At 38.6% G+C, this 22,103-nt stretch carries 22 protein-coding genes and 2 pseudogenes; 12 read left to right on the top strand and 12 right to left on the bottom strand.

The features are described 5' to 3' along the window. Together J2S00_RS16735 and J2S00_RS16730 are read right to left on the bottom strand one after the other, a co-directional pair. A pseudogene (locus J2S00_RS16735) lies at positions 1-218 on the bottom strand (IS21 family transposase); the annotation flags it as partial. Positions 219-247: 29 nt separating this feature from the next. Beyond that, a complete protein-coding gene (locus J2S00_RS16730; RefSeq protein WP_307342461.1) occupies positions 248-448 on the bottom strand; it encodes a hypothetical protein in 201 nt (66 codons plus the stop codon). A 250-nt stretch (positions 449-698) separates the two neighbouring features. Between J2S00_RS16730 and J2S00_RS16725 the strand changes: the two are divergent. Further along, a pseudogene (locus tag J2S00_RS16725) lies at positions 699-1,019 on the top strand (hypothetical protein); the annotation flags it as partial. Positions 1,020-1,185: 166 nt separating this feature from the next. Here J2S00_RS16725 and J2S00_RS16720 read toward each other — a convergent pair. From J2S00_RS16720 to J2S00_RS16690, 7 genes are all read right to left on the bottom strand, one after another. Then, the gene (locus tag J2S00_RS16720) at positions 1,186-2,010 is read right to left on the bottom strand and encodes an HAD-IIA family hydrolase (protein WP_307342454.1); all 825 of its coding nucleotides are present in this window, start codon (positions 2,008-2,010) and stop codon (positions 1,186-1,188) included. Next, positions 1,976-3,730: an ABC transporter permease gene (locus J2S00_RS16715; RefSeq protein WP_307342450.1), complete on the bottom strand. Its 1,755-nt coding sequence runs from the start codon at positions 3,728-3,730 to the stop codon at positions 1,976-1,978. The genes J2S00_RS16720 and J2S00_RS16715 overlap by 35 nt, the downstream gene beginning before the upstream one ends. Then, on the bottom strand, positions 3,727-4,851 hold the full coding sequence (locus tag J2S00_RS16710; protein WP_307342448.1) for an ABC transporter ATP-binding protein: 1,125 nt from the start codon (positions 4,849-4,851) through the stop codon (positions 3,727-3,729). Before J2S00_RS16710 ends, J2S00_RS16715 begins: the two co-directional genes overlap by 4 nt. Before the next feature lie 21 nt (positions 4,852-4,872). Further along, a complete protein-coding gene (locus J2S00_RS16705; RefSeq protein WP_307342445.1) occupies positions 4,873-5,892 on the bottom strand; it encodes an ABC transporter substrate-binding protein in 1,020 nt (339 codons plus the stop codon). A gap of 538 nt (positions 5,893-6,430) precedes the next feature. Further along, a complete protein-coding gene (locus tag J2S00_RS16700; RefSeq protein ID WP_442319992.1) occupies positions 6,431-6,763 on the bottom strand; it encodes a transposase in 333 nt (110 codons plus the stop codon). Between the two features lie 147 nt (positions 6,764-6,910). Next, entirely contained in the window at positions 6,911-7,258 is a 348-nt protein-coding gene (locus tag J2S00_RS16695) for a hypothetical protein (protein ID WP_307342442.1), read from the bottom strand. 209 nt (positions 7,259-7,467) lie between these two features. Beyond that, positions 7,468-8,319, bottom strand: a complete 852-nt coding sequence (locus J2S00_RS16690) for a hypothetical protein (protein WP_307342438.1) — start codon at positions 8,317-8,319, stop codon at positions 7,468-7,470. An 801-nt stretch (positions 8,320-9,120) separates the two neighbouring features. On the opposite strand from J2S00_RS16690, the gene J2S00_RS19930 reads away from it, so the two are divergent. Next, entirely contained in the window at positions 9,121-9,216 is a 96-nt protein-coding gene (locus tag J2S00_RS19930; protein WP_370875894.1) for a WCX domain-containing protein, read from the top strand. Positions 9,217-9,313: 97 nt separating this feature from the next. Further along, on the top strand, positions 9,314-10,525 hold the full coding sequence (locus tag J2S00_RS16680) for a hypothetical protein (RefSeq protein WP_307342436.1): 1,212 nt from the start codon (positions 9,314-9,316) through the stop codon (positions 10,523-10,525). A gap of 287 nt (positions 10,526-10,812) precedes the next feature. Here the strand turns inward: J2S00_RS16680 and J2S00_RS16675 are convergent, their stop codons facing one another. Then, positions 10,813-10,992, bottom strand: a complete 180-nt coding sequence (locus J2S00_RS16675) for a hypothetical protein (RefSeq protein WP_307342434.1) — start codon at positions 10,990-10,992, stop codon at positions 10,813-10,815. Beyond that, the gene (locus tag J2S00_RS16670) at positions 10,989-11,240 is read right to left on the bottom strand and encodes a hypothetical protein (RefSeq protein WP_307342432.1); all 252 of its coding nucleotides are present in this window, start codon (positions 11,238-11,240) and stop codon (positions 10,989-10,991) included. The genes J2S00_RS16675 and J2S00_RS16670 overlap by 4 nt, the downstream gene beginning before the upstream one ends. A 507-nt stretch (positions 11,241-11,747) precedes the next feature. Between J2S00_RS16670 and J2S00_RS16665 the strand changes: the two genes are divergently transcribed. The 5 genes from J2S00_RS16665 (at position 11,748) to J2S00_RS16645 (ending at position 15,604) form a co-directional block, all read left to right on the top strand. Beyond that, the gene (locus J2S00_RS16665; protein ID WP_307342429.1) at positions 11,748-12,308 is read left to right on the top strand and encodes a hypothetical protein; all 561 of its coding nucleotides are present in this window, start codon (positions 11,748-11,750) and stop codon (positions 12,306-12,308) included. A 220-nt stretch (positions 12,309-12,528) separates the two neighbouring features. After that, complete coding sequence (locus J2S00_RS16660) at positions 12,529-13,464, top strand: protein kinase domain-containing protein (protein WP_307342427.1); 936 nt, start codon at positions 12,529-12,531, stop codon at positions 13,462-13,464. Next, positions 13,436-14,035, top strand: coding sequence for a hypothetical protein (locus J2S00_RS16655; protein WP_307342424.1), 600 nt, complete (start codon positions 13,436-13,438; stop codon positions 14,033-14,035). The genes J2S00_RS16660 and J2S00_RS16655 overlap by 29 nt, the downstream gene beginning before the upstream one ends. An 827-nt stretch (positions 14,036-14,862) precedes the next feature. Further along, positions 14,863-15,150, top strand: coding sequence for a DNA methyltransferase (locus J2S00_RS16650; RefSeq protein ID WP_307342420.1), 288 nt, complete (start codon positions 14,863-14,865; stop codon positions 15,148-15,150). Between the two features lie 34 nt (positions 15,151-15,184). Continuing rightward, entirely contained in the window at positions 15,185-15,604 is a 420-nt protein-coding gene (locus J2S00_RS16645; RefSeq protein ID WP_307342417.1) for a hypothetical protein, read from the top strand. A gap of 54 nt (positions 15,605-15,658) precedes the next feature. Here J2S00_RS16645 and J2S00_RS16640 read toward each other — a convergent pair whose 3' ends face one another. Next, a complete protein-coding gene (locus tag J2S00_RS16640) occupies positions 15,659-16,588 on the bottom strand; it encodes a hypothetical protein (protein WP_307342414.1) in 930 nt (309 codons plus the stop codon). A gap of 410 nt (positions 16,589-16,998) precedes the next feature. Between J2S00_RS16640 and J2S00_RS20090 the strand changes: the two genes are divergently transcribed. The 4 genes from J2S00_RS20090 (at position 16,999) to J2S00_RS16625 (ending at position 21,958) form a co-directional block, all read left to right on the top strand. Further along, positions 16,999-17,118, top strand: coding sequence for a hypothetical protein (locus tag J2S00_RS20090; RefSeq protein ID WP_503128589.1), 120 nt, complete (start codon positions 16,999-17,001; stop codon positions 17,116-17,118). Positions 17,119-17,441: 323 nt separating this feature from the next. Continuing rightward, on the top strand, positions 17,442-19,616 hold the full coding sequence (locus tag J2S00_RS16635) for a sensor histidine kinase (protein WP_307342411.1): 2,175 nt from the start codon (positions 17,442-17,444) through the stop codon (positions 19,614-19,616). Further along, complete coding sequence (locus J2S00_RS16630; protein WP_307342408.1) at positions 19,613-20,980, top strand: sigma-54-dependent transcriptional regulator; 1,368 nt, start codon at positions 19,613-19,615, stop codon at positions 20,978-20,980. The genes J2S00_RS16635 and J2S00_RS16630 overlap by 4 nt, the downstream gene beginning before the upstream one ends. Positions 20,981-20,992: 12 nt before the next feature. Then, positions 20,993-21,958 carry an ABC transporter substrate-binding protein gene (locus J2S00_RS16625; protein ID WP_307342405.1) on the top strand — a complete coding sequence of 322 codons (966 nt, stop codon included), beginning with the start codon at positions 20,993-20,995 and terminating at the stop codon, positions 21,956-21,958. Positions 21,959-22,103: the final 145 nt, after the last annotated feature.

The following is a 22,103-nucleotide window of genomic DNA, read 5'->3' as shown; positions in this document are numbered from 1 at the left end:
AAGGCGAAAGCTTGTTCATGAGCCTGAATGACATCTGCTGTTGTAAAGGGACGGTCCAGCCAATACACAAATTTGTAACGGGAATGGGATAATACGCAAGCCATAAACCACAGTTTCTGAGGTTGATGAAACGTATTTCTGACGGTGACCTGACCAAAGTCAACTTGCATTTGTTGTCCCATAGGCGGGTCTTCAACCGCTTCATATTGCCGGGTCACCTTTATTTTTGGAATACTATACTCCTTTCTCAGTTGACTAACATAGCACCTGACGGTACTTTCACCGACCGTAAGGTCAGGATATCTCTCCTTAATCCAATCATGGATCTGTGCCTTGAAATGTCGGGATACTGTTTCAACCAGGTGATGAGCTTCTCTTTGATACAGTCTAATTTCTTTTGTCTCACTTCCATGTGCTCCAACATATCCTCAAATTCTTCAGGTGTCATATTGATATATTTGTAAACTGTATTGCGGCTAATCCCTCAATCGTCTGGCAATTTGCGATTTGTTAAGTCCCAGTTTCTTTAGCTGTTGAATCTCTAGGTACATGTTCCACCTTTCCATTTTATTCATATTTTCCTCTCCCAACTGTTTTGATGTTTCCAGTGATATGATACTGGGAGAGGAATGTTATGGTAAATAGTGTTCACTGTTATCCAGCGATTTTTGTTAATTCTAATTTAGCATTCACACGGGCTCGAATTACGCCCAATGTATCATCGGAATGAGGATCGTATCCGCGGACATATTATGGTATGTTTCCTGGCGCTCGTGATGGAGTCCGTTCTTGCCTATAAGTTAAAGGAAATCGGCTGCCAGACCAGTGTAAAGGATGTTTTACATGAGGTCAGTCAAATCAAGGCAAGTCTGGTGGTTTCTAATGGTGAAGAACAGATTATCCGTACCGAACTGCGGGGAGAAGCCAACATGGCATTTGTGGCGAGTGGGACAACGGCTCCGCCAAGGGTCTTGGAAAACAGAACGTCACACTTGGAATGTAGTGTTATGTGTTATTGATAAAGGCTGAAATTACATATATTTCAGCCTTCATCGTAATGCTCCGTGTCAAACTTGAGTTACGGAAGAGAAGTTTCAAGAGCTTTTCGATTAGTTTTTGTCGAGTCTGCCCAATTATATCAAGGGTTTACTCGGTGTTTCTGTCTGCGAAAGTTGAGTTATACATTTAAATTGAAGGGATGTCTGCAATGCTATTTAATACATATTTCGGTTGATAAGGGCTTGTAGCTAGCATATCCTCAGTCGTAATTCCGGTTAGAACGAGAACGCTATTCATCCCCGTTTCATTAGCCATTTTAATATCAGTTTCTAAGCGATCTCCGACCATGTAACATTGTGAAAAGTCAAGCCCAAGCTTCTTAACAGCCGTTTCTGCCATAATCGCTGAAGGCTTACCGACAACAGCGTCAATAGCTTGGCCAGTTGCTCCTTCTATAGCACCAATTATTGCCCCACAATCTGGGATTTGTCCGTTTTCAATTGGGCAGGTTCGATCCGGATTTGTAGCGATAATTTTTGCTCCATGAAACCATGCTTGAAACGCTGCATTGAGCTTGTCATACGTAAAATACCTATCCCATGAAAGGATAACATAATCTGCTTGCAATGGGTCTTGCGTAATTGGTATCTCTTGAGCCTCAAGTTCTTCGATGAGAGGCCACTCTCCTATGACAAAAACAGATTGTTCTGCTGTTAGAATGTCTTTCAGATAATACGCCATTATATAATTTGAATTCAATACATTTTCTAGTGATGCCTCAATTCCCATCTTTCTCAACTTTTCAACATAAAACATTCTAGTTGCAATCGGCTTGTTGGATAAAAAGACAACTCGATCCCCTCTTTGTTGTAATGTGTTAATGGCTTCTGCAGCTCCCTTAATCGGTTGATCTCCTAAATACACAGTTCCGTCCAGGTCAAATATAAATCCTCTAATAATACCTACCTCCGTCACATTAATAAAGTGATTGTTTTGAAATACGACTAGCAATCGCTTGAAGCACAAGAACAACAACAATGATTAATATGGCCATTGCCGAGGCTGTGTAATAATCACCTCTTAACAAGCTCTGAAAAACAACTAAGCTCATTGGAGCCCAATCCGATGGCGCTAGTAATACCGTTATACTTGTTTCCTTGATTACCGTAACAAATACGAGTATCGAGCCAGCGGCAATCCCCGGAAGCATTAGTGGCCCAACGACTGTCATGGCTGCAAGAAGCGGAGAGGCTCCTAGATTAACTGCTGCTTCTTCAATGTCTTTCTTAATAGCCATCATCGTGCCCATTGTTGAACGAATCATATACGGCATTCGTCGTATGGCATAAGCCACAATTAACAATGTTGCTGTACCTGTCAATTGCAATGGTGCCGTGTTGAATGTTTGGATTAGGGCAATCCCTAGGGCAATCCCAGGTACAATAAGTGGAATAGATGCCATAAAATCAAGTTTTACTGCATTGCGGCGAACAACAAAATAAGATATAAACGTGGCCACAACCACACTGACGATTAACGCTCCAGAGGCTAAAACGATACTATTCCAAATGTTAGTCGATGAACGCGAGAAAATTCTCGCATAATGTTCAAGTGTATAACCATTTGGGAACATGCCATGTCCCCATGTCGTAGCGATTGATTGTAAAAAGACTGTAAATAACGTCAACAATGGGATCAGTACAACAATAGCTGTATAGATCGTTAAAATTGTCGTTACAAATTTGTTATCGTTTAAGCGCTGTTGTTTTGGCTTTCCTGATAATGTGCCATAGTCTCTTCCCTTAGTGACCAATCGTTGTAACCAGAAGAATAATCCAGCAACTAACACCATGATTACAGTAAGTATTGATGCACCCGCCCAGTTAAAGAAACCGGCAATTTCACGATACGCTTCAACAACAATCAAATTCAGATCTGGTGGTGCCATAATAATAGGCGTACCAAAATCTGAAAAGCTAACAGTAAATATAAGTAGAACACTTGAGATGATCCCTGGTAGAGCTAGAGGTAGTGTTACAAATAGCATTGTTATCCAGTTTTTTGCTCCCAAATTATTTGAAGCTTCCTCTAATGAAATGTCACTTGTTTTAAAGGCTGCCACCATTGGCCAAAGCGCAAATGGAAAAAAGAAAAAGATTTGTACTAGGACTATCCCAGTCATAGAATAGACATCAAATATGACGCCATCTCCACCTAACGACTGATAAATTGATGTAACCCATCCTGATTGTCCAAACATTAAAATAATTCCTGCTGCTGATATAAATGTAGGTACAATCAATGGAACAATACATAACGCTCCAAATAATTTCTTAAATGGCATCGTTGTTCGAGCAAATCCATAGGCAATAGGCAAACACATTAGAATAACTAGGACAGATACACCTAAAGATAGAGCCAAGCTATTCATTAGTGCTGAGAAATATGTACCCCCGCCTGCCAGTTTCAAATAGTGCTCAAATGAGGCATTAGACAATCGCTCTATAGTGGTGGCAAAAATATCAGGGTTAACTAAAGAGCCAAAAATATTTATCGGCACGCCAGTAAAACTTACGATAAATATTGAAAGCAAAGGAATGATTAGAAAAATAATAAAAAAGGCCGATATTCCCCATTTAACAACAGATAAGTAATCAATTCGAGCTAAAAAAGAACCTTTTCTCTTTGATGGTTTAGGTTGAATCAACTCCCGCTTAATTTCTGGTTTCATATTAGCAACACCCGTTCAGGATTAATTTTTAATTTTACCTTTTCACCTGATTCTAACACTGGTACTCCTGGCTCATATGTTTTATCTACCATAAACTCATACATTCCAACCTTAACGTCATATCTGATTTGAGATCCTAAGTAAGTCGAAATAATGACCTCACCCTCAATAACATTTTCACCATCTGTCGAAGCTCCATTTGCAAACAGTTCTATGCTTTCGGGTCTTATCATCACATTGACATCATTTTTATTTGTATTAAAATTGGACTTTAACACAATATCTCCAAACTTAACAATAGTATGTGTTTTTTCTGATTTCTTCACGTTGCCTTGGAAAATATTTGAAGATCCCACAAAATCAGCAACAAATGATGTTTTGGGTTGACTATATAGTTCAGTTGGAGAAGCAATCTGAATAACCTCACCATCTTTCATAACCGCCACTCGGTCAGCCATACTCATGGCTTCTTCCTGATCATGGGTTACGAATATTGTAGTGATTCCAACATCTTGTTGAATTCTACGAATCGTTGAACGCATCGTATTACGAAGCTTTTTATCAAGATTTGAAAGTGGCTCATCCATAAGTAAAACAGATGGTTCCATAACCAATGCTCTAGCTAAAGCAACACGCTGCTGTTGCCCCCCTGATAGCTCACTTACGGCTCTCTCAGCATACGGCTCTAGCTCTACATATTTCAATGCATCCCTTACTTTTTTCTCGATGTGTTCTGATGGCTTAGCCAATCGTCTGCTCATTAGAAGCGCAAAGTTTTTTATTTTAGTCATTAAGCCACCATTGTATAATTCTCTAACTACTAAGCTATATGCAACATTCTCAAACACATTGTAGTGTGGAAAAAGGGCATAGCTTTGGAATACCATCCCACAGTTTCTTTTATTAGGTGGAACATGGTTTACTTTTTGATCCCCTATAAAAATGTCCCCTGATGAAGGGTCTTCAAATCCAGCAATGCACCTCATCGTTGTTGTTTTTCCACAACCAGAGGGCCCAAGAAGGGCGAAAAATTCACCCTCCTTGATGTCTAAATTAACATTTTTAAGTGCTACGACGTCATCATATTTCTTAATAAGATCTTTAACGACTACGGAACCCATGATAGCCCTCCTCAAGCTTCATTATTGATATCTTTCTCTCCACTCATTTCTTATGCGATCATAGTTTTCTACAACCCAATCAATATCTAATTGCTGAGCGTGACCTTCTAAAGATTCTAATGATAAAGGGGACTTAGATTCAATTCCAGGCATAATTGGAATATGGTACCAATCAGCTTTTAGCTGCTGTCCTTCTTCAGAAAGCATATAGTCAATAAATGCTTTGCCTCCTTCAGGGTTAGGACCATCCTTAACTAGAGATACAGGGTTAACAAGAATAGGTGTCGTTTCAGGAACGATAAAGTCTACTGATTCACCACGAGCCTTATTTTGGTAAGCCATGAAGTCAAAACCGATCCCGATTAATGCTTCACCAGTTGCAACCGCACGAGTTGGTGCACCACCTGAATCAGGAATCGCATTCATTTGTTCTACTAGTTGATCAAAATACTCCCATGCCGCTTCTTCGCCTCTCTCCATCATTTGGCTCAATACAAGAAGAGTTGCTGTCCCCGATGCTGCCGGGTTAGGCATTTGTAATTTGCCTTTCCACTTCGGGTCTAATAAATCATCCCATGTTCTTGGCAACTCCGATTCATCAAGTAAATCGGTATTATATACAAACCCTAGAACGAAAATTTCAGTTCCAACCCAGTACCAATCTTCATGCCTTACTTTTATTCCATTTTCATAGACATCCCAGTCTTTCACAGCTTCAGGAATATACGGAGTAATAAAACCTCGTTCAACAGCTGCTTCAAACGGAAGTATTCCCCCTCCCCCATACCAAACGTCAGCTTGTGGATTATCCATTTCTGCAATCATACGGTTAACAAGAACGTTTGTGCCTGCATATTGGATGTTAACTGTTCCACCGTAAAGTTCTTCAAATTGCTCTTTCATTTCATTTGTCATATCTGGTGTTTCAGGTGAATATAACGAAACCGTATTATTACCTCCTTGCCCACCTGATTCAGTTGAACAAGCTGTTAACACTAACGACAAAGCAATGATTAAAAGGACATTTAATCTCTTACTCATTTCAATAACCCCCTTGGTTAATAGAATTTTTCAGTTCTTAACATTTGATGTAGAGTAGCCATTTATTTGTGTCTTCACTACATGATTTAATATAACTTCTCGTGACAAGCAAATGATAATAAATCATTAAATCTTAGTGTTGACAGTGTGGTAGTATTACGTTAATGCCCCAAATCGGTTAATAACACCTCCTAGCTCTAGTAGGAATAATTTAGGATAAAATATAAAGTTTATAATAAAAAACTAAATAATGAAACCGTTATCAAATCAAAAGCAAAGCTATCGTAGTTTAAAAAGAATAAACATAAAAAAGAGAAAACACACCCAATAAACAATAAACATACCTATCACTCCTCAAAGTTGTCTGTTTAAAGGGGGTTTTCTCCTGATCTCTACCCAATATGTTATTAACTTATTATCATTGTAATTAAAATTCTATTAAAAATCAAGGCATTTTTCAAAAAAGTGTTTTCCGAAGTCCGGCAGAAGCTTGCGCAATTCTTGAACGAGTTGGTTAAACATATCTTCGATCCGGTCTTCATGTTGCAGCAGTTTTTTTAAAAAACGAGTGTAAGCCGAGGACGTCGCCCACTTGTCCTTCAAAGCCGCACAAGTGTCTCAGTTGCCCATTGCGGCCCAGTTCACGCCGCAATGACTCGATGCTTTCGTGCTGAAAGACGATCCCGGCTAACACGGAATTCCACATGGCACGGATCGGATAGTCATTTTTTCCTCGTCCACGTGCTTTTTCCAGCATTTGCATCAACGGTTCGTCCGGCATGTTTTCCAGCACCAAAAGCAAACGTTCCAAATCTCCCAATTGTTCAATTTCTTCCCACTCAAACAAACTCATTTGTTGTATAATAGCCATACAGGTAAACCTCCTTGTGTATAAGTGTGATCAACTTTATTTTACCATAGGGAGGATTTACCTGTTTTTATTTTGCTGGATTGGGTGGGGTCAATTTTGCCCGAAGCACCGCTTTTCATCTGTTAAATGCCTGATTTTAAAGGGCTGTTATGGGGTAAAATTGATTTTCCCGTGTCGCTCATCCCTTGTCTCATTAGTCCTTACGGACTTCGCAAAAAGCTCATAACTAAAGTGTTCTAAAACTTGATAATCGCCCGGTTTCCAGGTATAAAACGAATCATCAAGTAAAGTAAACCTGTGATTTTTAGGGTATTCGGTGCCCCTATCTTTTTCAATTTCTACCCAAATTCTTAATGTTCGATTGACTAAACTACTCGTATTTGATTTCGGGGCATTAATCAGTTTTAATTTTATTCCATCTTTACTTTCTACAGCGAACTCGAAATCAAATTGGTTGTTTGATGTTTCGACAATATAATTTTGTTCATAATTCAAGTTGTTATCGTCTAAGAAGTTTTTAACCTCTTCCTCAAACGAAGCGAATGTTTGGCCTCTCTGAGTGAATAAAAGGTCTGATGTTCTGATAATCGCCTGGCTTAAGTTAAAAAGAGCATAGCCTGTCTTGATTCTTGATAATCACATGAAGGATGAAAAAATGTTCCTAATATTTGACTATATCATATCATTTAACTAAAACCATGTGTTCACTCCCAATTGATAACAAATTGAAAAGGATCAATGCGGATATCCCAATCATCAGAACTTCCTTCTAATAAGAAAGACACCTGCTTGCGGTCTGGATCGATTGGTGGAAAGGTTAGAATACCTTCAGAAGAGACGCCGGGTAACAGGTCCGATTGAAGTTCAGGGTAATCGGCATGAAAATTGGACTCATAGTCAAATTGCTTTCCGTCTTGAACCAGTTTCGAACTAAATGTATAAACGCTAATATTGGCTTCAGATTCATTTCGGACGGTGACATATACCCTTGTTTCATTTTCGGCTAACTCTATCTGGTTCACCAAAACAACAAAACCACTCTGGTCTAGCTCTTCATTAACCTCAACTGTTAAGAGAGGTGGAGATACGGCTTCAATGTAACTTGATTTATGAATGGCATCCGCTTTTATCGCCGGGGCAGTCAATTCTGCACCAAAGGCATTCTGGCCCCTAAACTCATCAAAAACAACACCTGACACAAAAATGTAATCATCTTGCTGCACGTCGATGGCTGGATCTTCAATGATGATAATAGTGTTTAAATCATAATTGACAGGGTCGGCATAAGCCTGGATATATGTGGCCTCCTGATCCCTTTCTACTGGTGTAAAGATTTGGGCATAAAATTCAACCCGCCGTCCTTTATAAGCTTTTGGATCAGAATACATTTGAGTAAATTCCTCAGGTGTCAAAACCTCATCAGACTCTGTTACCTCACTGCCTGCATCACCAGTTCCATTCCCTTGAATTGAACTTTCTTCCACTCCATCTCCACAAGCAGCTAAGGAAATAAGCAAAATCAGTGTCATCCCTGCATACCACATCATATTTCTCAATATTGATCCCTCCCGCAAATTGTTTTTTTCACCATCAGTTTAACAGCCCATTTTGACAACAGGTTGTCATGAAGTTTTAAATTACAGTTATTTTTTAAAATAATTTCCGTTTGAGCAATATGTCGCCGAAGACACAATGAGGAGAATGGCGATCACTACGGTCATAATTTCCGTGTGATTGGGCAAATCATGCATCTTCTAAGATCAGTCATAATCTTGGGCATTTTGTGTACAAATATTTCAAATCATATAGCAAACTATAACTAGGAAATTCTAATTTGTGGATCGTGGACCAGATTCGAAATGTGGCTTGGCCTACCGGTCTTGAGACCGGCGAGACTGAATGACTTGCAACGTATGTTTAAGGGAGGGGTAATGTTGACAGGTGGATATTCTAAAACAGGTGTTTATCTGTTTGATGATTTCAGAGACAATCTGATCATTGACCGCTGTGATCCTATTTTTAATCACATGCGCCAGCAAAAAAATTGACCATTTGCGGAGTGAAAACAGTGAGGATGCCATAACATGGAACGTCTTTCGGACATTAAGGCAGATTGATCCTGCCTTATGGTTCAATACGCTGTTTCAGGCTTCGTTCAATCAGCCGATTCCCATCGAGCGGAGGACAGGTTAGCCAATCTGCAAGGGATCGGCCGGTTGACCTGGAACGATCTATCCACTTGTATTGGACCAATGTGCCCAGAAAACGCCCACAGAAAGTGAACAGTTCCTGGCAAAAGACGGTTACCTTCTCTTTGAAGAGACGGTTAATCACGACCGGGAGTTTTTGCATGGTTAATGGGCTACGGACCTGAGGCAGAGATTCTTGAGCCGAAGTCTTATAGGGAGAGAATGAGGGAATTGTTGCAGCAGTGGATGGGGGGTAATGGCTAGTGTTGAGGGAAAGAGGCATGGGTAAAAAAGATGCATTTATGCATTTCAGCTCCAAAAAATTAATGGCTAGGAGCAATCATTAGGCGCTACGAATTCAGTGCGTAGAATTTATGAGGACTCAGAAGAGGACACCTTTAATCAAAAAAAGATACGTTTACCCGAAAAACTTGAAAATCTGCTATGCGAAAAGATTATTTCAGATTTAGATACTGAAGAAAATGAGAAAAAAACAGAGGAATTGATTCGGGCAGAAAGGGATGCACTGTTAGGAGTAACAAAAGAAGTACTTGACAACCAAGATATCATCGATTTAATCACAAAGAAAGCTCAAACAGCTACAGCAGCTTCAGAGTTGATTTTCTTATTTGAAAACGAAAAACCATGGTACATTTGGCCGTTTTTTAATGATTTGCACAGATTGTCTCTCTTGGTAGCTTTTTATCATGGAGAGAAAAATCTGCCGCCAACAAGCGCCTTCTTTTATGAACAATTGGCGTCTTATTTAATCAATCAATCTAGCAATACGACTCCTATTAGCAATGTAAATTCTATTGTTGAAATGTTTTCTGAATTTGCCTTTGACATGATGAGAAAAGGACAGATTATTTTTTCCGAGCATACTATTGAAACTCATCCAGCCTTTAAGGATAAACTGGAAACAGGACAAATTAACTTGGACATGTTATTATCTTTTCCTTTTATCGTTCAAAGAGGCAAATGGTATGAGTTTCAAACTCTGGCGTTTCAGGCTTATTTGTCATTGAAAAAATTTCTTTCCTTTAGTGTAAAGGAAAGAGCCGTTTCCTATGTTGATTTTTTGAATCTGCGTGATTCTTTTTTGGATATTGAGCATGATATTTGGTTATTATGTTCGGAGTTAGATCTTCCCAATTTTAATCAGTGCTATTTAATTCCCCTTCTAAAGGAATATCTAACTGCTATTGACACGACCAATCCCAAAACAGTATGTTCCTCTACGTTCAGCTTTCTTGAGCTTACATTGAAATTTAAAATTTCTAGGAATACACTTCTTCCGGATGTTTCAGGGTCATGCTGCAACGGATTACCGATTTCTGCATTAGAGTTTATTGGGCACGACTTGTTGAAAGTGGAAATTTATATGAGTTGTTCTGAGGAGGAAAGTAAGAACAATGATGCAGATTTGTTGCGCTTAGGACGGTACATTACACAACAAGGCTCCTTAACAGGTTATGAAGAGGATGAATATGAACTTGACCTGGCCAAACACAGTGCAAATCCGGAACTGTTGGAGATTCTTGAATCTTTAGGTGTCTGTGACTTTCTATAGAATTCGTATCATCAAGTATTGGAAAAGGTAGAAAAGCCAGTGTCCACTCAATATTGTTTCCGCCTTTATTCGTATGTGCATGATTCGAAGAGACGAAGATTTGCATGGTCGATAAATATAGAAGGTGTAATTTCCTATGAAGCAAAAAAATCTCATTTTAATTAAGAAAGAACTAGGGGTTTGGAATCTATTATTATAGTCAAATGAATAAGTGAGCTTTATGTTATTACGTGATATTATATTTTATAGTTTGGTATAGGTGCTTTAGTCGTGGTGTTAGTATAGTTCTACCAGATTAGTTCATCATGAGGAGTTGCATAAATGCCCAAATCAAAAACAGCATCAGCGGAAATAAGAGTCTGTGCTGCTCCAGTGTCAACAATAACCTGCTCTATCACAGCAGATTTTCCTTGATACGTCAGAGTAATAGATGTATACAATAGACCATTTTTATAATCCAAATTCATTGTAATTTATGTCCTCGATAAGAAGGTTTGCGAATAACATTCATAACAATTTGTGGTTTTGAGGTATGATATACAAAAGTGTCACCACTACATTTTAACAACAATTTTGTAGCTTCCAGGTCATTGTCAATGGATCGTATCACCGTGACATCTTTGATAATTTTTTTGTTCTTATCTATGTATGAACTGTTGGCCTCAAGTTGAACCCATTTATCTGGATATAGCCGACGTACTTCATCCCATTGCATATTGTATCCCTCCCTATTCTGATTATAACAAACTGATGACTTTTTCAACATCTACTACTCTTGTAAGGCTGAATAACTATAAATGTTCTTTGAACAAATTCCGAGGACATTTGGTAAGGTAAGATCAATAAACGTGTTTTATTATATCAAGGGAGAGTATAAGTATGAGATTTCCTGGTTTCAGGATCACTACTGTTTGGAGTCAATGTATTGGCTCTACCTGTCAGAATTGATGACTATTGATAACATTTATTATCCGAGAGAAATGAAAATAACAACGGAGGACCGGGATTTTAGTTGTATTGGTTTTTTATTGGACTGCTAATCCAAGTGATAATCCGTTAGATAGAGTTGAGCAGACCATTTCTTTTTGGTGTGACCGCGAACAACCAACCTTAAAAGGTTATCAGTGTCTTACCCGTTCTTTTATTTTGCGAAACATGGTCGGCCGCAAGGTGTTGGCTACTTTTCCCGACAGCTATGGAAACTGGGGCCCTAAAAACAACGTTGGGTAAAATAAGAGAGTACTTAAAAGGGGATGAAGAAACAGGAGTTTCCAAAAATATTCTGCTAATGATGCGAAACCGCCATGCCTATTTACCGGCGATTCACCGTTTTATTCGCAGTAATTCCGGTCTGTCTGCGAATCATATCTTCGATTCTATTACTTTGGATTACAACTATTGGAAAGCTGCTCTTGATCAATTGGAAGTGGTGACCAGTTCTGATGAAAAGGGGAAAAGGTTTGAGGAACTGGCGCAATATTTTATTCGTACCATACCCGGCATAAAAATCACTGATGTTAGAGCAAAAAGAGGAAGGGCAGAGGTGGACATTTACTGTTGCAATGTTTCGTATGATTCCTGGCTTTGGAAACTTGGTGCATTGATTTTAATCGAATGTAAGAATCGAAAAAATAAGGTGCTAAAAGAACTGGAGGAAGTTGGCGAAGACAAAGGGGCTTATGATCTTATCCGGGAGAAAATAGAGTATTTTGAGCGGATCATGGAACAAAATGTATGTGTATCTTATAAGTCTGTTATGCTATTAAAATTAAACGAACTGTAATTTACGAAGATTGTCTGGCCTGGCTAAAATAGTGAAGAAGAGGTGTTTGATGGGGAAAAAATTAGCATTATTGTAAATCACCTTCTCGCAAGGAATCATGTTCATAGAGGATCCGTGTCAAGCCTGTATCTATTTTCAGTTCTACTGTTAAAATTTATTTAGCGAAACTTGCTCAATTGTTCTAGACGCTCACACCATTCTAATAAAGGGGGTAATAAAAGTGGTTTCTGATGAAGCGTTAAGGTTTATATCAGAAGTTTTTATTGGAGACAGGGGTGATTGTTATTCATATAAAACTGGAGGTGAACTTGTTAAATTTTTTAACCAAAATTTCGGTTTTGAAGATATATATCAATCGGGGTTCCCCTCAAGATGGTGGTATGTATTAGATAAATTAAAAGAACTTAATGAAAGAGGGCAAATTAATGATTTTTTTACATTGATTTTGAGCAAAAGATACTTAATGAAAGATAAGAAAATCAATGAAATTGAAGCATTGGAAACGAGAGAAAAAGCACTTAAGTTATTTAATGAACAATTGCAATATGATGCTTATCAACTAATTCAAAAGGATGAGAGGTTCTTATTGATAAATGAGGCTGAAGATCTTGAACTTATTGGAGAAGGCGGTTTTGCGCTTGTTTATTATCGGAAAAGTGATAATAAAGTATTAAAAAAATTAAAAGATGAGTATATATCTCATCCTGGTATTAGAAGCAGATTTAAAAGAGAGTATGAAATAACAAAATCTTTGCAAGATATAGATGGCATAATAAAATTGTATTCGTTTGATGAAAACAAGCAGTTGTATGAAATGGAAAAAGGTGATTACACATTAAAAACACTTATTACCGAAAGAAATCTTTCAAAGAAAGAAAAATATCACCTTGTTATACAATTAATGAGCATAATGGCGAATATACACCAACGAAATGTCATACATAGAGACCTAAGCCCGTCAAATATTTTATTTGTTGATGGAAAAATGAAAATAGCTGATTTCGGATTAGGAAAGAACTTTGAAGTGATTCATTCCCATCAAACGATGTATACAAATGCATATGGGCAGTTTTTTTACTGTTCACCTGAACAATTGAATGCCCTGAAGGATGGTGATAAAAAAAGTGATGGTTTACTCATTGGGGAAAGTGATTAACTTCATCTTCACCGGTAACCCTAATAATGAAAGGCATGATTTTGGTCCAATAGTCAATAAAGCTACAAGTGAGAACAGAGAAAACAGATATGAATCTGCTATAGAAATGTTACAAGATATTGAAACACTCATCCAAATTATACAAAAAGACAATTTTAAAGAAATTGTAAAAAATGATTTGCGTAATGGAAAACTAACACCAGAAGTATTACAATATATCAATAGTCTAAATGGTGAAGAATTATGTAAAGAGATAGTTATCAATAGTGTTTTTAAAGATATACTAGTGGAATATATGAAGATAAGCGAAAAAAACGAAAAATATGTCATCGAAGAAGTTGAAAAAAACTTTAAACATACTTGTCCTACATTTGAGTCATATGATCCTATCGCATCATTTGCTTACGTAGTTTTAAAAAATAATAACTTTTCTTTTCTAACTAAAGAAAAGGCTGCCAAAATTCTCTCATATATTGCCTATTCAGTGAATCGTTTTAGTTCACAAAGAATGATAGATAGGCTTATTAGAAATGGTGTAGAACCTTTAATCGAAAAAATCTTACAACGGTAAATCCTTACGTAGGTTAAGCTTAATGATAAAATGCACATTTTTCCTGGCAAATGGTTTAAAAACAGGCACGGACTTCCCGTGCCCATTTTGTTAACAATATCTTGATAACAATAAAACGCGCTAGAGCAGAACATATATTTCATGACATGCAGTTGTCACATTCGCTTGTCTCGAGACTGAAGTGACTGTCGGGACCCAGGCAAACACGCTTTGTTCTTGGCACTGAATTTTTAAAATATGGTGTCATGTACCCGAAGCACCTTCCCGCAAACTGAATATTCAACGCTTATATAATGATCTGTTTACGCTATATCAAAGGGTTCAACGGGAAGGGGATTTGCTGTAACTGGCTTGGAGGCACGGGCTTTTAACTTGGAGCATTGGTGAGGAAAAAATCGAGCGTCCTTTTCTGGTCACGCGGATGGAACTTCAGTTTGAGACATTAAGCTTTATCCCACAAGTGAAACTAGACGAAATGGGGATTGAACTTTTTGTTCACTCGATGAATATTTGAAAGATACTTAAAAATGAACCTGAGGAAGGCACGATTTCGCTTGATTAATCGTGCCTTTTAAAGTAGTAAGAAGGAAAAACATTGAATAAGTCGAACATAATAATGTTAAAGACTAAAGTCAGTCAGCATCTACCCCTGAACATTTGAGATATAGGAGAAACAGGATAAGCTGGATAAAGGAGAGGGGAGCTTTGACAACAAAGATGTTACGCTTAGAGAATAGCCCCAAGAGAAAGACGGATATGGAACAAACCATCTTGAATGGTACGAATACTATGCAGGTTATTCGACCCTGTTTGTAAAGGATATGTTGATGAATCTTGATTTACCGTGGTCAGCAACGGTCATGGATCCTTGGAATGGAACGGGTACAACCACAGATGTAGCTGAGCAAATGGGTTATTTTGCTATCGGCCTGGATATAAATCCGGTTATGGTGTTAATTGCCAAGGGCAGACGCGTGTGGCGAAATTATTCTAAACTAGACATTTTAACGTTGACGAAACAGATTGTGGACTGTGTACTAGAGGAATCAGAAAAGTGGTGTGAAATCCAACACGATCCTTTATCCAGATCCTTTATCCACTTGGTTTCAGGCTGAGGGTGTCACATTGATTCGAAAGTTTGAAAGGGCTATGCAATATTTGTTAAGTCCAGAACGAGAATATGAAGTGATGTATACAGCAAAGATGAACCAGATTCCCGATATTCTTGCTTTTTTTTATGTGGCGTTATTTCGTACCTTGCGGCAGTTTTCAAGGAAATTTAAATCACAAAACCCGACTTGGCTAAAAAAACCTAAAACACCAACTGAAAGGATAAAGCTGCAAGCTGTTGATTTGTATACTACTTTTGAACAGGAAGTCTTACACTTGTTAGCTGCACTTGACCTAAAGCATAGAAGAGGACAACAAATACAAAAAAATACAGAGGTAATACTAGATGTTGCGACATCAGAACAGCTGCCTATTACGGATAATACGGTTAATCTAGTCCTAACTTCACCACCGTATTGCACACGAATTGATTATGCCATGCTAACGCCTGGTGCATGACCACTTTTTACCCCTACACCAAGCCTATGGCAATCAGCTTAGGTGCTATTGAATTTATTGACTTTTCGGCACTTTTTGTCCTTCAAATTGAATCAATGTATCTGTCTCAGGGTTATAAACAAAGAAACGATGGGTGGCTTTGGTATCGGAACTGTTTGATTCTTTTAAAATATATGTCCCATCGGTGCGCTGGTATTCAAATATCAGTTTCATCAACTGGTTATCTTTCTCCTGACCTTGTATGATTTGGATCTGATAACGGAAGTCTGTCTTTTGAATTAGCGGCCCTAGTTTCATATAAACAGCCACCATGATAGCATTGAAGAAAGCAAGAGAAAATATTTCTCGATAGCCGTCTAGGTTTAGCCAAAATTGAGGTTCATCATAAATGGTTGAGACGTGATAAAGAATGTATATATTTAGATAATAAAGGCTGATAAAGCTAAGTACGAAAATAAATGTTAATTTTCCAGAGGAATAAATTTGATTTATTATTGAGCTCACTTTATTTAAGAAAGTATTCCACTCCCTACTAATTTGGGTGAAAGAAAGCTTGCCCTGCGGTATTGTTGACAGCCGATAATCACCAGTATAGGCTGTCTGTAATTCTTGTTTTTTGTTATTTACTACATCTACTATAAACTTTAATATGAGAATAATTATAATTATTACTTGGAATACAAGGCCAAATAGAGCAAAGACAGAAGTTGTCAGCCCGTTGAAAAGTTTAGAGAGTAGTGCCTCGTTAATAGTTGTCATATAAAGAAAAAATAATGAAGGAACTAAAAAAAATGAAGACCAAACCAGAACACTAATTGCAATATCATTCTGTTTTTTTTGTTTGTGTGAAAGAAGCGCAAGCTCTTCCGCCGTGAGTGAGGAGTGATAGAACATAAATTTTACAGAGCTATACAAGAAAGCAAATATAACAGGCAATAATGTAATGATATCTTTCAAGCTTAAATTGCCAATTAGCTCTATCAAGAGTTTCAACCCCCTGTAAAGATTATAAAGCACTTTATCCAGCTACAGAAGGGAAATCACCTTGTCATTTTACCATAAAAATTATTCTCCTTTGAAGAGTACGCAATAACTCGACTGTGTTAAGTTTTTGTGGGGAATTCCCTATACAAATTTTTATTTCAATTGTTTATTTCCAAATCCACTAAGGATTGGCTTCCTTCCCTTTGTCAGCGATTTCTTATTCTCAGATTTCGTTGTCTATTGATATTATCCTCTTTTTTAAAACTTAAACGGAACATTCGACGTAATTGACTATAAAGCCACTTGTCCCCAAATTAGCTAATTATTTGTTAGGATACTTTTTAAAGCGAAGATGAAGCTTTTGTTCCTTTGAGGAACATCAAGAACCATTTGAGCCCCAGAGTGAATATGTGGCCTTGTATCAGCAGAAGCGCTATTATCCGCCGGGGGGCATTATCTATTACGGCAAAGTGAAGGATTTTCAAATTGTGAGGCGCCGTGCGAAGAAAGAGCTTCCCCGTCTTTACTAGCGGGATGAACGGTTGTATGTTCGTTCTAATGTGGAGAAATGGAAGAATAACAACCAATTGAACCAAGAGGTTACGGGGTGTCATCCCATTTGTTGACGACCTGGAGTTATTCCGCCAAGCAGTTGAACTGCCTGAGCTGACATTAAAAAATGGGGCACAGTACCGCCTGTGGCGGGAGTTGCGACGGGTGATTCTTAGCCGATTTACGTTTCAGGGCCAAAAAACTGCTCCATTTGATTGAAAAATGGCGGAAGGGGTAGATATTTCTGATCGAAGATGTGTACAATTTGGACAAAGAACTGTGCACATAAGGAGATACACGTATGGATTTGACAGCGCTTTATAACAGATTAGTAAGTCCTCTAAGAAAAAGTATTAGATTAAAGTATGTGGTCTTGTTCGCCATCACATTTATTATTCCAACTCTCATTATTTATCAGTTAATTGTTGGTTATGCAAAACAAACCATTGAGCAGGATATTATTAATACGAATGTAGTCACCACTGATGGGATGGTGAAACGTTTAAACAACGAACTAACCGATGTTGTTTTGCAACTAAGGCTTATTGTTGGGAATGTTGAAGATCATCAACTTGATGTGGAACGAATCTTCCATCGTTCTAAATTGGCTATCTCCCAGAGCTCCATCATTCACTCTATTTACTTACTTAATGAGGACCAGTTGATTCTGTTTGAGGCTCCGTTTGCTCCGGATATAGAGCCGGTCTATTATGATTATCCATACTTTTCTCAGGTGTACTGGAGCCGCAATTATGCTGTATCGGACTTCGTAACTAACCCCCGCGGTGAAGGCGTTGTGACAGTAGCCATTCCGGTCCTTTCAGATAGGCAGCAGTTCAAGGGTGTACTAATAGCAGAACTGAGCAATGATTATCTGTCTGAAGTTTTGAAGAGTTTTAGTGTAACAAACGGACATTTCAGCTTTTTGATCGATAGTCAGGGTCGTGTGATTGCTTCCACGAATGAAAGAGAAATTGGTGTTGATCTTTCAGCAGAAGCAGTATTTGGTCATTTAGATCATGATTTGTATGGTGTCTTGAAGGACCATTATCGTGATGAGAAAAGTATCATTGCTTACCAAACCCTGCGTGATGGCTGGAGTTTAGTCTTTGGGGTTCCTGAATATATTGCCTATGAACCAATCCAAAAACTTTCATCCGTCCTGACAATCAGTTTTGCCAGCATATTAGCTCTTTCACTGCTTTTTATCTGGACGGGCATGCGCAACATTGTTTATCCGATTGTCCGATTGACCAATTATGCCAAACGCTACCGCGAGCAAATATATTATGAACCCGAGGAAAATATTTATAAGTACCCTGATGATGAATTGGGAGAGCTGTGGAAAACGATTATTTCGGTAGGAAACAGCAATTATCAAAAACAAAAAATGCTGGAGGAAAAAGAACGTTATTTGCAAGATGTGCTGGAAGGAATTCCTTATGGCATTATTACGATCAATAAAGAAGCTAAGATTAGTTATGTCAATAAGCAATTTGAAAATATGGTGGGTTATTGCCGTAAAGACATGATTGGCAAGCCGCTGTCACAGCTGCCAATCAAACAAGATGATGATTTCCTCCTGCTGGACGCATTGTCTTCTGAATCTTCTCAAGGAGAAAGTGAGAGTTACATTATCAATTCGGAAGGACAAAAGCTGATTGTGAAAATATGTACGGCAAGATTTTATAATGAGCAGCAAGAAGTAATCGGGAGTATCGCCGTATTGCAAGACATTTCCCAGATGAAATTGCTTGAATCACGCCTCAAACAAAATGATAAATTAGCTTTAATCGGACAAATTACAACAGGCATTGCCCATGAGATCAAGAATCCCCTTGCTATTCTTTCTGGTTCTACTGAGCTTTTGTTGGAATCGGCTGAAGAAGCAGCTTGCACGGAAGAAGTGAAGGAACTATCGTTAGATATCTACCAGGTTGTCCAGCGAATGAAAGATACGGTCAATAACTTTCTGAGCTTTGCTAAAATAAACAAAAGAAACAAAGAACTGATTGATATCAAGGATGTGATGGAAGAAGTCCTTCATCTTGTGCGTTTAAAATTACGTGAATGTAGAGTAATTGTCGACCGCCACTATGCTCATCCTTTTAAATTGATTGGACAAAGAGATCAACTGATCCAGGCCTTCTTAAATTTAGTTTTAAATGCCATTGAAGCGATGCCAGACGGAGGGACATTAACAGTCTCCATTGGGACAGAGGGAGTAGGGGATCACTCCAAGGAGAAAGTTGTCACAATTACTGATACAGGTGCAGGTATTCCGGAAAAGGATTTAGAGTGGCTGTTTGATCCATTTTTCTCAACAAAAGAAAGCGGGAATGGGCTCGGCTTAACCATTGCCAGGGATATTATCAGCGAGCATAACGGCGAATTGACAATAGACAGCCTGGTTGGTGAAGGAACGAAGGTTCAATGTCGGTTTGCACAAGACAGAGTAAGGGAGGAATTAATATGACAGAGCAATACACTGTATTAATAGTTGATGATGAAGTCCAGTTGTGTAAATTAATTGCTCGCAAATTGAAGAAGGCAGCTATCCATTGCCATTTGGCTCATAATGGCAAGGAAGCGTTGACGCTTTTAAAACATCATCACGTTGATGTTGTCATTCTGGACTATTTGCTTCCTGATATGACAGGATTGGAAGTCCTTAAAGAGATTAAGAAAAATAAGGAGCGTCTTCCGGTCATTATGCTTACGGCCTATGGAAATGTGGAAAGTGCTGTTAAGGCCATGAAATTAGGGGCGGCAGACTATTTGAATAAACCAATTGAATTAGCAGAACTGAAGGATGTTGTTTTAAAATACTGTGCTGAACGATCGAAAAATATCCAGCACGGAAAAAGCGATACAAGGAATGTCTTTAAGTTTAAAAGCCAAAAAATGAAAAGCATCATGGCACTATTGGAACAAGTCAAAGAAACTGATGTCAGCATATTAATTCTGGGTGAGAGCGGAGTGGGAAAAACGGCCCTGGCAAAGTGGATTCATGAGCATAGTCATCGTCGAAACGGGCCCTTTCTGTCCATCAACTGTGCTGCTATCCCGGAGTCCTTACTGGAAAGCGAATTGTTTGGTTATAAAAAAGGTGCTTTTACCGGTGCGACTTCGTCCAAGGCGGGGAAATTTACTGCAGCTGGCGGCGGTACGATTTTTTTAGATGAAATTGGGGAAATCTCCGCTAAGATGCAAGCCAAACTTCTGCATGTCCTGGAAGAAAAGCGTGTCATGCAGTTAGGAAGTAATGATTACCAGGAAGTGGACGTCAGAATCATCACAGCTACCAACAAAAACATAAGAGAAATGGTTAAAGCCGGAGCATTCCGAGAGGATCTTTATTATCGCTTAAACCTAATCGAAGTGAATGTGCCCCCATTGCGAGAACGCAAGGAGGACATTCCCCTTTTAATTGATCATTACATGTCCTATTTAAATGCAAAGTATAACAAACACATATCTATTGATGCACAGTGTCTCACCATCCTTTCCGATTACCATTGGCCGGGCAATGTAAGGGAACTGTTAAATATCTTGGAAAGGGTGCATATTTTAAAACGAAAAGGCACCATTCATCCGGAAGACTTAGTTCAAGCATCTCTTTATTTTGAAGAAAAACGACATAATTTCCCATCCGGAACGGACCAGTCGTTCAATTTCTTATCAGGTCCTTTACCCAAGGTGCTGGAAGAAGTGGAGGCCAAAATGATCAAGCAGGCTTTGGAAGAAACAAACGGCAATCAAACCAAGGCAGCAGAGAGACTGGGTATTTCCCGTCACGCACTGATCTATAAAATTAAAAAGATGGGTCTGAAATCGTGAGGGGGAAAAGAGATGAGAAGAAGCCCCATCTTGATAAAAATTAACCTGAACACCCTGATCCTATTGTTTTGCATCTTCTTGCTTGTTTCTTGCAGTATCCGCTCCAGCCAGACAGTGGAAAAAGAACTTGTGATACAGTCGGAACAACGCCCGCTGATCACACTGGGTTCCAAGTCTCTCACCGAACAATACTTATTAATGAAGATGACTGCGTTATTACTGCGGGACCAAGGTTATGATGTGAAAGAGATACGTTTTTTGGACAGCCCTTCCATCCGTACAGCCATAGAAGAGCAGGTCATCGATATATATTGGGAATACACCAGTACAGCCCGAATGTATTATCATAAAGAGCTTCCAATTTTTGATCCGGATGAGGCTTATGCAGCGGTAAAAGAGCATGATGCCCAACATCATCTGATCTGGCTTGACCGCAGTGACTTTAACAGCAGCTGGGGCATTATCGTCAAAAAATCATTTGCTGAAGAACATCAGCTAGTCACTATCAGTGACTTAATCAGGTATATTAAAGCTCATGACCACCCTATAAAATTTGCAACAAATGAAGAATTTCTTATTAGGGAAGACGGTCTGGAACATTTGCAGCATGTGTATCATTTTTCTGTTAGTCAAGATCAACTCATCGCTATTGATTCTGAGCTCTTAACACTTGCCGTCAAAGAAGACAGGGTTCATGTTGCTGTCGGTATGATCTCAGACAGCCGAATCGAAGAATACCACCTAACCGTTTTGCAAGATGATCAACAAGCTTTTCCTCCTTATCATGCCGCACCTGTTGTTTTAGAAGAGGTGTATCATAAACACGCCCCTGTCATCCCCGTATTGGAAGAGCTGGCCCGGTCCATTACGAATGAAGAGATGATCCATTTAAACTATTTGGTTGATGTTCAACACATGGATCTGACAAAAGTAGCGAAAGAATTTTTAATAGAAAAAGGTTTGCTAGAAGCGCCATGATGTATACGTCCTCAGTAAAAAGGGCGCTTTTTTTTTTGATCAAATGATCCCTGACTGTGGGGAATGTCTGTTGTGTGGTCACTGAATCTGTGAAAAACCTCAACAGTGTAGAACAATCACACAGCAAAAGTGTTGAATCTTCACA

This window comes from Caldalkalibacillus uzonensis, from assembly GCF_030814135.1.
In the GTDB taxonomy this organism is placed as follows: Bacteria; Bacillota; Bacilli; order Caldalkalibacillales; family Caldalkalibacillaceae; genus Caldalkalibacillus; species Caldalkalibacillus uzonensis.
This window is presented reverse-complemented; position numbering and strand designations above follow the sequence as displayed.